The organism is Leclercia sp. LSNIH1 (assembly GCF_002902985.1).
Lineage (GTDB): Bacteria > Pseudomonadota > Gammaproteobacteria > Enterobacterales > Enterobacteriaceae > Enterobacter.
In genome coordinates, this window is sequence record NZ_CP026167.1 from 897,027 (window position 1) to 909,538 (window position 12,512).

A 12,512-nucleotide genomic window follows, 5' to 3' on the forward strand; every position below is an offset into this window, starting at 1 on the left:
CGCAGGTACACTCTGAAGTTTTCAGGTTTTCGCAGTAAAGATGGTGGAGCTATGCGGGATCGAACCGCAGACCTCCTGCGTGCAAGGCAGGCGCTCTCCCAGCTGAGCTATAGCCCCATCGTGGTATCTCTGTACCGCCAATTTTTTCTGAGGCAAGGCGTGGTGACACGAAGCATACTGAAGTATGTGAGTGTCGCCGCAACGCAGCATCAGTAAAAATTTGGTAGGCCTGAGTGGACTTGAACCACCGACCTCACCCTTATCAGGGGTGCGCTCTAACCACCTGAGCTACAAGCCTGCAGAGATTTTTTACTGCTAATTTTCATCAGACAATCTGTGTGGACACTACAAAGGCAGGTTCTTTAAGGTAAGGAGGTGATCCAACCGCAGGTTCCCCTACGGTTACCTTGTTACGACTTCACCCCAGTCATGAATCACAAAGTGGTAAGCGCCCTCCCGAAGGTTAAGCTACCTACTTCTTTTGCAACCCACTCCCATGGTGTGACGGGCGGTGTGTACAAGGCCCGGGAACGTATTCACCGTAGCATTCTGATCTACGATTACTAGCGATTCCGACTTCATGGAGTCGAGTTGCAGACTCCAATCCGGACTACGACGCACTTTATGAGGTCCGCTTGCTCTCGCGAGGTCGCTTCTCTTTGTATGCGCCATTGTAGCACGTGTGTAGCCCTACTCGTAAGGGCCATGATGACTTGACGTCATCCCCACCTTCCTCCAGTTTATCACTGGCAGTCTCCTTTGAGTTCCCGGCCGGACCGCTGGCAACAAAGGATAAGGGTTGCGCTCGTTGCGGGACTTAACCCAACATTTCACAACACGAGCTGACGACAGCCATGCAGCACCTGTCTCAGAGTTCCCGAAGGCACCAAGCCATCTCTGGCAAGTTCTCTGGATGTCAAGAGTAGGTAAGGTTCTTCGCGTTGCATCGAATTAAACCACATGCTCCACCGCTTGTGCGGGCCCCCGTCAATTCATTTGAGTTTTAACCTTGCGGCCGTACTCCCCAGGCGGTCGACTTAACGCGTTAGCTCCGGAAGCCACGCCTCAAGGGCACAACCTCCAAGTCGACATCGTTTACGGCGTGGACTACCAGGGTATCTAATCCTGTTTGCTCCCCACGCTTTCGCACCTGAGCGTCAGTCTTTGTCCAGGGGGCCGCCTTCGCCACCGGTATTCCTCCAGATCTCTACGCATTTCACCGCTACACCTGGAATTCTACCCCCCTCTACAAGACTCAAGCCTGCCAGTTTCAAATGCAGTTCCCAGGTTGAGCCCGGGGATTTCACATCTGACTTAACAGACCGCCTGCGTGCGCTTTACGCCCAGTAATTCCGATTAACGCTTGCACCCTCCGTATTACCGCGGCTGCTGGCACGGAGTTAGCCGGTGCTTCTTCTGCGAGTAACGTCAATCACTGTGGTTATTAACCACAATGCCTTCCTCCTCGCTGAAAGTACTTTACAACCCGAAGGCCTTCTTCATACACGCGGCATGGCTGCATCAGGCTTGCGCCCATTGTGCAATATTCCCCACTGCTGCCTCCCGTAGGAGTCTGGACCGTGTCTCAGTTCCAGTGTGGCTGGTCATCCTCTCAGACCAGCTAGGGATCGTCGCCTAGGTGAGCCATTACCCCACCTACTAGCTAATCCCATCTGGGCACATCCGATGGCAAGAGGCCCGAAGGTCCCCCTCTTTGGTCTTGCGACATTATGCGGTATTAGCTACCGTTTCCAGTAGTTATCCCCCTCCATCAGGCAGTTTCCCAGACATTACTCACCCGTCCGCCACTCGTCACCCGAGAGCAAGCTCTCTGTGCTACCGTTCGACTTGCATGTGTTAGGCCTGCCGCCAGCGTTCAATCTGAGCCATGATCAAACTCTTCAATTTAAGTTTGATGCTCGTGAATTAAACTTCGTAATGAATTACGTGTTCACTCAGAGACTTGGTATTCATTTTTCGTCCGAGGACGTTAAGAATCCATGTCACTTTGAGTGCCCACACAGATTGTCTGATAAATTGTTAAAGAGCAGTGCAACGCGGCTTTCGCTCACCGTTGCGAGGTCCCGTATATTACGTTTTCCTCATTCAGAGTCAAGCGATTATTTTCCCTTTTCTCTGCCGGGCATTCATCGCTGAACCCCGCTGACCCGGCGGCTTGCGTGCCGTTGTTCCGTGTCAGTGGAGGCGCATTATAGGGAGTTCTTCGGCGCTGACAAGCGTAAAATTAAAAAAAACTACCAACCGTGTTTTTTTTCGCCAAAAGCCTCATCTTTTAGCCAGAAACGGTGCTAATTGCTGTTTTCGTCACCACAACCCGCCTGCAGGTGGCATACTTACTGGCATCAAGATTTAAGGAATATGCTTTATGCCTTTAAGCGCGCAACAGCTGGCGGCACAAAAAAACCTTTCCTATGTGCTGGCAGAAAAACTGGCACAGCGGATCCTGGCAGGTGTTTACATGCCTGGCAGCATCCTGCCGGGCGAACTGGAACTGGGGGAACAGTTTGGCGTGAGCCGAACGGCCGTTCGTGAAGCTGTGAAAACGTTAACCGCGAAAGGAATGGTGCTGCCCCGTCCGCGCATCGGTACGCGCGTGATGCCTCAGGGCAACTGGAACTTCCTCGATCAGGAGCTGCTCTCCTGGTGGATGACGGAAGATAACTTCCAGCAGGTTATTGATCACTTCCTTGTTATGCGCAGTAGCCTGGAGCCGCAGGCCTGCCTGCTGGCCGCAACGATCGGAACGGCAGAGCAAAAGGCCCGACTAAACACCCTGATGGATGAGATAGTTCATCTGAAGAAAAACTTTAACCGGGAACGCTGGATAGATGTGGATATGGCCTGGCACGAGCATATCTATGAGATGAGCGGTAATCCGTTCCTGACCTCTTTTGCCTCGCTCTTTCACTCTGTCTATCACACCTACTTTACCTCTATTACCCAGGATGAAGTGGTTAAGCTGGATTTACATCAGGCTATTGTCGATGCCATTCAGGACAGTGACGGGCCACGCGCCATGGCAGCCAGCCAGGCGCTGCTTGCCCCACCAGCACGGTAGCCATAACAACAGGAACTCGAATGACAGTAAAAAAAGCACGCAGTATGGCGGGCCTGCCGTGGATAGCGGCAATGGCCTTCTTTATGCAGGCCCTGGATGCGACCATCCTTAATACTGCCCTTCCCGCAATAGCCCAAAGCCTGAACCGTTCTCCGCTGGCCATGCAGTCGGCCATCATCAGTTATACCCTGACCGTTGCGATGCTGATCCCGGTGAGCGGCTGGCTGGCCGATCGCTTCGGCACCCGCCGTGTCTTTATGCTGGCGGTAACGTTGTTTACGCTGGGCTCGCTGGCTTGCGCACTCTCCAGTTCTCTGGGAGAGCTGGTTGTCTTCCGGGTAATCCAGGGGATAGGCGGCGCGATGATGATGCCGGTTGCGCGCCTGGCCCTGTTACGGGCCTACCCGCGCAGCGAGCTGTTGCCGGTGCTTAACTTTGTCACCATGCCGGGCCTGGTCGGGCCGATCCTCGGACCGGTACTGGGTGGCGTGCTGGTCACCTGGGCCAGCTGGCACTGGATATTCCTCATTAATATTCCGATTGGGATCGCCGGGCTTTTCTATGCCCGCAAATTTATGCCGAACTTCACCACCCCACGGCGTAAATTTGATATGGGCGGGTTTTTCCTGTTTGGCCTGAGCCTGGTGCTGTTTTCAAGCGGTATGGAGCTGTTCGGTGAGAAAGTGGTGGCGACCTGGCTGGCTATCTCCATCATTTTCAGCGGCATCGTTCTCTTCCTTCTTTATATCCGTCACGCGCGCCGTCATCCGACGCCGCTTATTTCGCTGTCGCTGTTTAATACTCGAACTTTCTCGGTGGGTATTGCCGGCAACATTGCCTCACGGTTGGGTACCGGTTGTGTTCCTTTCCTTATGCCGCTGATGCTACAGGTCGGGTTTGGTTACCCGGCACTGATTGCGGGCTGCATGATGGCGCCTACGGCGGTGGGCTCGATCCTCGCCAAATCCGGCGTGACGCAATTGCTGCGCCGGCTGGGCTACCGCAGGACGCTGGTTGGCGTGACAATATTTATCGGTGTGATGATTGCACAGTTCTCACTGCAGTCGGCGGCGTTGCCGGTATGGCTGCTGATCCTGCCGCTGTTTGTGCTGGGGATGGCGATGTCCATCCAGTTCACGTCGATGAACACCATTACCCTTGCCGATCTCAACGACGAGAATGCCAGCGGCGGTAACAGCGTGCTGGCGGTGACACAACAGCTGTCGATCAGTCTGGGGGTGGCGGTAAGTGCGGCAGTACTGCGTTTTTATGAAGGGTTCGACAACACAAATACTGTCGAACAGTTTCACTTCACCTTTATCACCATGGGCGTGCTGACGGTGATCTCGGCGCTGGTCTTTATGCTGCTAAAACCGAAGGATGGTCGTAATCTTATTAAAGATCGGCACAAACCTAAACAGACCCCCGTTCCATCAGAACAGGAGTAAGCTGCAGCCGCTGTTGTTGCAGAGCGGGCTGGGCGATACGGTGGATCAGGACATCAACCGCCAGCTCGCCCAGTTCATCTTTTGGCTGATGGATGGTGGTGAGCGGCGGCGTCATATACTGCGCCAGTTCGATATCGTCATACCCCACCACGGCGATATCGTCCGGGATACGCAGTCCCGCCTGATAAAGCGCCTTGTAAGCCCCTACCGCCATCGCATCATTACCAATAAAGACCGCCTGCGGGCGCTCCTTCTGGGCCAGTAGAGCCTGCATCGCCTCAAACCCGCCGCTAAATTCAAAGTCACCGGTGATTTGATAGCCCTCAGGCACCGGCAAACCGGCACGCGCCATCGCCACCAGGAACCCTTCCAGCCGCAGGCGGGCGGGGGTTTTATCCAGCGGACCGGTAATACAGGCGATGCGGGTGTGGCCTTTATCAATCAGATGCTGTGTCGCCATGTCCCCGCCCAGCAACGAGTTATCCTGGATGAGATCGCTGGTACCGTCGAACGGCGCCCAGTCCATCATCACCGTGGGAACGGAGGGGTAGCGCTGCATAATCTCGGGGGAGGGTTGGTGCGTTTCGGTGCACAGCAATAGCAATCCGTCGACGCGCTTTTGCATCAGCGTCTCCAGATTGCGGTTCATCCGCTGTTCGTCGCCTTCGGTATTGCATAACACCAGGCTGTAGCCACGCTCAAAACAGCTGCGCTCAACGCCGCGCACCAGTTCAGAATAAAAGGGGTTGGTACTGGCCGTAATGAGCATGCCAATGGTACGCGTCTGGTTGAGTTTCAGACTGCGCGCCAGGGCGGAAGGCGCATAATTGAGGGATTTAACGGCAGCCTCGACCTTCTCCCGAATCGCGTCGCTGACGAAGCGATCGTTATTGATGACGTGGGAGACCGTCGAAGTAGAGACGCCCGCCATGCGGGCGACATCTTTCATTGTGGCCAAGCGTTACCTCTGCTGACTTAAAAATTCATCGATCTCATTACGCCATGGTACAGAAGGCTGTGCACCTGGACGGGTCACCGCAATGGCCGCCGCCGCATGGGCAAAGCGGATTGCGTCATCCAGGTGTTCGCCTTCCAGCAGCGCCGTCACCAGCGCACCATTAAAGGTGTCGCCCGCAGCGATGGTATCGACAGCTTTCACCTTAAAGCCAGGAATGCGACGCCCTTCTCCCTCAACGCTGGCCCATACGCCGCGGCTGCCAAGAGTAATGATGACCGTGTGGATGCCTTTGTCGTGCAGGGCTTTCGCCGCGCGCGCCGCATCCTCATCGTTTTCAACGCGAATGCCCGTCAGCTTTTCGGCCTCGGTTTCATTCGGGGTAATAATGTCCACCAGCGCCAGAAGCTCGTCTGATAATACACGGGCTGGCGCGGGATTTAGTACGACAGTGGTATGATTTTCATGAGCAATTTTCGCTGCCGCCAGCACGCTTTCTACCGGGGATTCCAGCTGCATCAGCAGGGCGTCGGCACTGGCGATAAGCGCATGTTGCGCCGCCACTCGTTCAGGTATCAGCGCCGCGTTTGCCCCCGCATGAATACCGATGACATTCTCACCTTCTCCGTTGACAAAAATCAGCGCCACGCCGGTTGATTCACCGTCCACCACGCTCACTGGCGCAATATCGATGTTGTCGCTTTCCAGCTGCTGGCGAACGCGATCCCCGGTATCGTCATCGCCGGTACAGGCGATAAAGGCGATGTTCGCCCCGCTACGTCCGGCAGCGACCGCCTGGTTCGCGCCCTTGCCGCCAAAGGCGACCTGGTAGCGATGACCCGTTACGGTTTCGCCCGGTGTCGGGAAAGCGTCAAGGTTAAGAATGTGATCGGCATTAATACTGCCAAGGACGACGAGCTTACCTGCGGTTTTCATAGTTGAAGTGTCCATCAGAGAGTGCCACCGGGATGCCCCGGTGGCGTATGCCACTCTTTTCTTTATATGTTGTCCCTCAGGCAGCCTGCGACTGCCTGAATCGCATATTACTGCTTGATGACCAGTTTCAGGTCAACAGGGTATTTGGCCTGAACTTTCTCGCCCTTCAGCACTTTGTCAGCAGTCTGCACGCCAGTGGCGCCGATCTGCTCTGGCAGCTGAGCGATGGTCGCAGCCAGTTTGCCATCGTTTACCGCTTTTTCACCATCAGGCGTGCCGTCAAATCCAACCACCATCACATCAGATTTACCCGCAGTCTGCAGCGCACGCAGCGCGCCCAGCGCCATTTCATCGTTCTGTGCGAATACCGCTTTAACGTCCGGGTGCGCGGTCAGCAGGTTCTGCATGACGTTCAGGCCCTTAGTACGGTCGAAGTCTGCCGGCTGGCTGGCCAGTACGTTGAATTTGTGGGCAGCAACCGCCTGCTGGAAGCCTTCGCCACGCTCACGCGCTGCGGAAGTCCCGGCGATACCCTGCAGTTCGATAACCTTGGCGCCCTCGCCTGCTTTTTTGGCGATGTAGTCACCGGCGATTTTGCCGCCCAGCACGTTATCAGAGGCAATGTGGCTGACCACTTCGCCTTTAGATGCCTGACGGTCCAGGGTGATCACCGGGATGTTAGCCTGGTTTGCCATCTTCACGGCGTTACCTACCGCATCGGAATCGGTCGGGTTGATCAGCAGAATTTTGGTGCCGCGAACGGTTAAGTCCTGCACGTTAGCCAGCTCTTTTGCCGGGTTGTTCTGGGAGTCGAGGATCACCAGGTTGTAGCCCAGTTTGTCGGCCTCTTTCTGCGCGCCATCCTTCAGGGAGACGAAGAACGGGTTGTTCAGGGTAGAAACCACCAGCGCGATGGTATCTTTCGCCATGGCGTTTGCACTCACGGTTGCGCTCAGCGCGACAGCAGAAACCAGGGTAGCCAGTTTTTTCATGTTCATATCAAAGATGTCCTGTAGTGTCGTCAGTTACTGTTTTTTGTTGTCTACCAGTACCGCCAGCAAAATCACTACCGCTTTGACGATCATCTGGTAATAGGAAGAAACACCTAACAAATTCAATCCATTATTCAGGAAGCCGAGGATCAGCGCACCGATCAGCGTACCGACGATGCGGCCTTTCCCCCCGGCCAGGCTGGTGCCGCCCAGCACGACCGCGGCGATGGCATCCAGCTCATAGCCCGTACCGGCGGTCGGTTGCGCAGACGAGAGACGCGCCACTTCGATAATCCCCGCCAGCGAAGCCAGCAGGCCGCTCAGGGAGTAGACGATAACTTTGACTTTATTGACGCTGATACCGGACAGACGCGTCGCCGCTTCGTTCCCCCCCAGGGCATAGATATAGCGGCCCAGGCGGGTGTGATGCAACATGTACCACGCCGCGAGGAAGACTAACCCCATGATCCAGACCGGCGTCGGGATACCCAGCGGGCGGCCAATACCGAACCAGCCAAACAGATCGGCGTTGTCGGTAAAGCCGGTGTTAACCGGGCTGCCGTTGGTGTAAACCATGGTCACACCGCGCAGCAACAGCATCATCACCAGGGTAGCAATAAACGCCTGAACACGACCTTTCGCCACAATAACACCGGTAACAGCCCCAATAGCCGCACCCAGCGCCAGCGCCGCTGCAACGGCCACCAGCGCGTTGACTTCAATCCCTACAATTGAAGCAGCAACCGCGCCGGTGAGCGCCAGCAGGGAACCGACGGACAGATCGATACCCGAGGTCAGAATCACCAGCGTCATGCCCACCGCCATAATGGCGTTCACGGACGTCTGCTGGAGAATGTTGAACAGGTTATTAACGGTAAAAAAGTTCGGGCTCATGGTAGAGACAATCGCGATCAGCACCAGCAGGGCAATCAGCGATTTTTGTTCCATCAACCATGCCTTCGTGAAATAACGGCGTCCAGAAACAGCCTGGGTAGTCATCTTCTTACTCCTGATCCACGCGATTAAGCTTGCCCACAGCGGCAGCCATCAGAATTTCCTGGGTGGCCTGCTCGCGACTGAATTCACCGCCGAGATGCCCTTCATGCATGACGATAATGCGATCGCTCATGCCTAATACCTCTGGCATCTCGGAAGAGACCAGAATGATGCTTAGCCCGTCAGCCTTAAACTGGTTAATGAGCTGGTAAATCTCTTTTTTGGCGCCAACGTCCACGCCGCGCGTCGGTTCATCAAGAATCAGCACCTTCGGACGGGTCATCAGACCGCGGGCAATCGCCACTTTCTGCTGATTCCCGCCGGAGAGCAGCCCGATAGCCTGTTCCATCGACGGGGTTTTAACATTAAAGAGGCGGATAAAATCGCTGACTGCCTGCTGCTCGTCTTTATGCTTCAGACCACCGCCGCTGCGGCTGAAGTAGCGTAGCGCGGTTAAGGACATGTTCTCTTTCACCGACATGCCCAGTACCAGGCCATCGCGCTTACGGTCTTCGGAGATATAGACGATACCGTTCGCCAGGCCATCCTGCGGAGAACGGGTGACAACTTCATGACCATCAAGGGTGACATAGCCGCTGGTGCGCGGGTTGGCGCCATACAGCACCTTCATCAGCTCGGTACGCCCGGCGCCCATCAGCCCGGCCACGCCGAGGATCTCCCCCTGACGCAGGGTAAAGCTGACATCATGCACCCCAGGGCCAGACAAATTGTCGACCTTCAGGCGGATCTCGCCCGGCGCTTTATCGATACGTGGATACTGGTCTTCCAGCTTACGTCCCACCATCATCTCAATCAGCGTATCTTCGGTGAGGGTCACCACTTCACGCTCGGCAATAAACTGCCCGTCGCGGAAGACGGTGACGTCATCGCAAATCTCGAAGATCTCTTTCATACGGTGGGAGATATAGACAATGCCGCGCCCCTGCGCTTTCAGCTCGCGGATCACGCGGAACAGGGAGTCGGTTTCGGTATCGGTGAGGGCGTCGGTCGGTTCATCCATCACGATAACCCGGGATTCGAAACTCAGGACCTTGGCGATTTCGACCATCTGCTGATCGCCGATAGAGAGTTCGCCCACCAGACGATCGCTCTTAAAGCGCAGATTCAGCTTCGCCAGCAGTTTGTCGGCTTCGGCATACATCTGTTTCCAGTCGATTTTGCCAAAGCGGTTAACAAACTCACGCCCCAGGAAGATGTTCTCCGCGATGGAGAGCTGCGGGATGAGGTTCAGCTCCTGGTGGATGATGCCTATCCCGGCTTCCTGGGAGGATTTCGGGCCGTTGAAGGTGGTCTCTTTTCCCAGCCACAGCAGCGAACCGGCATCGCGTTGATAGATCCCGGTCAGCACTTTCATCATGGTGGATTTGCCAGCGCCGTTTTCGCCCACCAGCGCCATCACGCGCCCGGCGTAAACATTCAGCGCGGCCCCGGAGAGGGCTTTGACGCCCGGGAACGATTTATCGATCCCTTTCAGTTGCAGTAGTGCGTCCATGATGGCCTCAGAAGGTGACGCCAGCACAGAGAATGATATTCGCATACGGGGAACACTCCCCGCTGCGAATCACCGCCTGGCTGTCAGCGGTATTTTTCTTGAACTGCTCGTGCGTTATGTAACTTATTTTTATGGTGTTTCCCTGGTGTTGTTGCAGTTGCTTGATGTGGCCAAGCAACGTTTCGTGGAGCTGCGGATTATGTTGTTTGATTTCCGTTGCGAGAATGGCTTCCTCAACCTGCATCTCGGTTGTCACCACATCCAGCACCTGCATAAACGTGGGCACGCCCTGCGTTAATGCCAGATCAATACGCGTTGTGCTGTGGGGAATGGGTAAACCCGCATCACAAACTACCAGCGTATCGGTATGCCCGAGACGGGAGATGACCGATGAGACTTCAGAGTTGAGTACCGTGCCTTTCTTCATTTTCTTGCTCCACTAGCGAAACGTTTCGCTGACATCAGTTTTATCTTACCGATGCGCAGAAAACCACCATGACGTAACAGATTTGTGATCGTTGTCGAAACGTTTCGCTAAGTGAAATGGGGAGATAAATATGGCGGTCAGGCATGGGTTTTGTAGGCCGGGTAAGCGAAGCGCCACCCGGCATTTTCAGGAGGGATTAAATCTCGACTTGCGTCCCCAGCTCAATCACGCGGTTAGGCGGGATCTCGAACTGGTCAGGCGCGCGCAGGGCGTTACGCTGGAGAATAAGATAGAGCTTCCCACGCAGGCGCAGATACCACGGGCGTTTGCCGATGATCAGCGACTCGTGGGACATAAAGAACGAGGTCTCCATCATCCGGCAGCTTAAACCCTCCAGACCGCAGCGGTGGAACACCTCTTCCACGTTCGGGGTTTCACGCCAGCCGTAGCTGGCCACCACCCGCCAGAAGGTGGGCGACAGCTGCTCTATCTGCACCCGGCGGACGTTATGCACATAGGGCGCATCCTCGGTACGCAGGGTCAACAGGATCACCCGCTCGTGCAGCACTTTGTTGTGCTTGAGGTTGTGCATCAGGGCAAACGGGATCACGTTCAGCGCGCGCGACATATAGACCGCAGTGCCGGGTACGCGCACCGGCGGAGATTTCTCCAGCGAGGCAATCATCGCCTCCAGAGAATTACCGTGTTCATGCATCCGGCGCAGCAGGCGGAAACGCTCGCTCTTCCAGGTGGTCATCACAATGAACATCACCAGACCCAGCGTCAGCGGCAGCCAGCCGCCGGAGACAATCTTGTCGAGGTTCGCGGAGAACAGCGGCACGTCAATACAGAGGAAGCCGACCAGAATCATCCCCACAAGGAATTTATTCCAGTGCCAATTCCGGTACGCCACCGTGGTAGAGAGGATCGAGGTCAGCACCATCGTACCGGTAACGGCAATACCGTAGGCCGCCGCCAGGTTACTGGAGTGCTCGAAGCTGACGATAACAATTACCACCGCGACATAAAGCAGCCAGTTAACGAAAGGAATGTAGATCTGGCCCGACTCCATCTCGGAGGTATGGATGATACGCATTGGCGAAAGATAGCCCAGACGTACCGCCTGGCGGGTCAGGGAGAAGACGCCGGAAATCACCGCCTGAGAAGCAATCACCGTCGCCAGCGTCGCCAGGATCAGCATCGGCACCAGCGCCCAGTCAGGTGCCAGCAGGAAGAACGGGTTTTTAATCGCCTCCGGATGTTTGAGCAGCAGCGCCCCCTGGCCGAAGTAGTTCAGCACCAGCGACGGCAGCACCACTAAAAACCAGGCCACGCGAATAGGCAACTTACCGAAGTGGCCCATATCGGCATAGAGCGCTTCAACACCGGTAATAGAGAGCACCACCGCGCCCAGCGCGATAAACGACACGGTTTTGTATTCGAGGAAGAAATGCACTGCCCACATCGGATTCAGGGCATGCAGCACTTCCGGGTTAGCAATGATGCTGCGTAACCCCAGCGCCGCCAGGATCAGGAACCAGGAGAGCATAATCGGCGCGAAGAGTTTGCCCACCAGCCCGGTACCGTGTTTCTGAATAACAAACAGCAGGGTCAAAACAAGTATGGCCAGCGGGACAACCCACTCATCAAGATGCGGCGCGATAATCTCAAGCCCCTCTATCGCCGACAGCACCGAGATAGCAGGGGTGATCACCACTTCACCATAGAAGAAGCTGCCACCCACCAGGCCAATGATGACCAGGAACGAGGTCATTCTGGCGGACGTATTGCGTCCGGCAAGCGACATCAGGGTCAGGATCCCACCTTCACCGGCGTTATCTGCACGCATCACGAAGGAGAGATATTTAACAGAAACCACCAGGATCAGCAGCCAGAAGATCAGGGACAGAAAACCAAACACAGCGTCGCGTTCAACGCCAAATCCAAACTGACCGGACAAACATTCGCGCAGCGTATAAAGCGGGCTGGTGCCGATATCACCGTAGACAACGCCGATCGCCGCGAGCGTAATTGCGGGTAATGATTGCTTATTATCAGTGCTCATAGACTAGTCTTTTCGTTTAAATAACAAATGTGTGCTTAGTCCCTTGGCCCACAAAAAGCGCACAGTATGCACGATTAATCTTAGAATCGTACCCCTAAATG

General features: G+C 55.5%; 9 protein-coding genes, 2 tRNA genes and 1 rRNA gene. 2 read left to right on the forward strand and 10 right to left on the reverse strand.

Annotation, left to right across the window (positions count from 1 at the left end):
• Positions 1 to 41 precede the first annotated feature (41 nt).
• The 3 genes from C2U54_RS04605 to C2U54_RS04615 form a co-directional block, all read right to left on the reverse strand.
• A tRNA-Ala gene (locus C2U54_RS04605) sits at positions 42 to 117 on the reverse strand.
• 104 nt (positions 118 to 221) lie between these two features.
• Positions 222 to 298 (reverse strand) — tRNA-Ile (locus C2U54_RS04610).
• Positions 299 to 368: 70 nt separating this feature from the next.
• Positions 369 to 1,908 (reverse strand): 16S ribosomal RNA (locus C2U54_RS04615).
• 478 nt (positions 1,909 to 2,386) lie between these two features.
• Here C2U54_RS04615 and C2U54_RS04625 point away from each other — a divergent pair.
• Both C2U54_RS04625 and mdtD read left to right on the forward strand, forming a co-directional pair.
• Complete coding sequence (locus tag C2U54_RS04625) at positions 2,387 to 3,079, forward strand: FadR/GntR family transcriptional regulator (RefSeq protein ID WP_103177591.1); 693 nt, start codon at positions 2,387 to 2,389, stop codon at positions 3,077 to 3,079.
• A 20-nt stretch (positions 3,080 to 3,099) separates the two neighbouring features.
• A complete protein-coding gene (mdtD, locus tag C2U54_RS04630; protein ID WP_103177592.1) occupies positions 3,100 to 4,527 on the forward strand; it encodes a multidrug transporter subunit MdtD in 1,428 nt (475 codons plus the stop codon).
• Here the strand turns inward: mdtD and rbsR are convergent.
• From rbsR to kup, 7 genes are all read right to left on the reverse strand, one after another.
• Positions 4,493 to 5,485 (reverse strand): ribose operon transcriptional repressor RbsR, encoded by a 993-nt coding sequence (gene rbsR, locus C2U54_RS04635; protein WP_103177593.1) that lies wholly within the window; start codon positions 5,483 to 5,485, stop codon positions 4,493 to 4,495. The two genes, mdtD and rbsR, sit on opposite strands and share 35 nt — an antisense overlap.
• 3 nt (positions 5,486 to 5,488) lie before the next feature.
• Positions 5,489 to 6,418, reverse strand: coding sequence for a ribokinase (gene rbsK, locus C2U54_RS04640; RefSeq protein ID WP_103177594.1), 930 nt, complete (start codon positions 6,416 to 6,418; stop codon positions 5,489 to 5,491).
• 107 nt (positions 6,419 to 6,525) lie between these two features.
• Complete coding sequence (gene rbsB / locus C2U54_RS04645) at positions 6,526 to 7,416, reverse strand: ribose ABC transporter substrate-binding protein RbsB (protein WP_032615470.1); 891 nt, start codon at positions 7,414 to 7,416, stop codon at positions 6,526 to 6,528.
• A 27-nt stretch (positions 7,417 to 7,443) separates the two neighbouring features.
• Positions 7,444 to 8,409 carry a ribose ABC transporter permease gene (gene rbsC, locus C2U54_RS04650; protein WP_103177595.1) on the reverse strand — a complete coding sequence of 322 codons (966 nt, stop codon included), beginning with the start codon at positions 8,407 to 8,409 and terminating at the stop codon, positions 7,444 to 7,446.
• Between the two features lie 4 nt (positions 8,410 to 8,413).
• Positions 8,414 to 9,919 carry a ribose ABC transporter ATP-binding protein RbsA gene (gene rbsA, locus C2U54_RS04655; RefSeq protein ID WP_103177596.1) on the reverse strand — a complete coding sequence of 502 codons (1,506 nt, stop codon included), beginning with the start codon at positions 9,917 to 9,919 and terminating at the stop codon, positions 8,414 to 8,416.
• A gap of 7 nt (positions 9,920 to 9,926) precedes the next feature.
• Positions 9,927 to 10,346: a D-ribose pyranase gene (gene rbsD / locus C2U54_RS04660; protein ID WP_103177597.1), complete on the reverse strand. Its 420-nt coding sequence runs from the start codon at positions 10,344 to 10,346 to the stop codon at positions 9,927 to 9,929.
• A gap of 196 nt (positions 10,347 to 10,542) precedes the next feature.
• A complete protein-coding gene (gene kup, locus C2U54_RS04665) occupies positions 10,543 to 12,411 on the reverse strand; it encodes a low affinity potassium transporter Kup (protein WP_103177598.1) in 1,869 nt (622 codons plus the stop codon).
• Positions 12,412 to 12,512: the final 101 nt, after the last annotated feature.

Bases quoted from the DNA above. Each gene is read 5' to 3' on its own strand.
- C2U54_RS04625 (WP_103177591.1), top strand. From the start codon at position 2,387: ATGCCTTTAAGCGCGCAACAGCTGGCGGCACAAAAAAACCTTTCCTAT.
- mdtD (WP_103177592.1), top strand. From the start codon at position 3,100: ATGACAGTAAAAAAAGCACGCAGTATGGCGGGCCTGCCGTGGATAGCG.
- rbsK (WP_103177594.1), bottom strand. From the start codon at position 6,418: ATGAAAACCGCAGGTAAGCTCGTCGTCCTTGGCAGTATTAATGCCGAT.
- rbsB (WP_032615470.1), bottom strand. From the start codon at position 7,416: ATGAACATGAAAAAACTGGCTACCCTGGTTTCTGCTGTCGCGCTGAGC.
- rbsC (WP_103177595.1), bottom strand. From the start codon at position 8,409: ATGACTACCCAGGCTGTTTCTGGACGCCGTTATTTCACGAAGGCATGG.
- rbsA (WP_103177596.1), bottom strand. From the start codon at position 9,919: ATGGACGCACTACTGCAACTGAAAGGGATCGATAAATCGTTCCCGGGC.
- rbsD (WP_103177597.1), bottom strand. From the start codon at position 10,346: ATGAAGAAAGGCACGGTACTCAACTCTGAAGTCTCATCGGTCATCTCC.
- kup (WP_103177598.1), bottom strand. From the start codon at position 12,411: ATGAGCACTGATAATAAGCAATCATTACCCGCAATTACGCTCGCGGCG.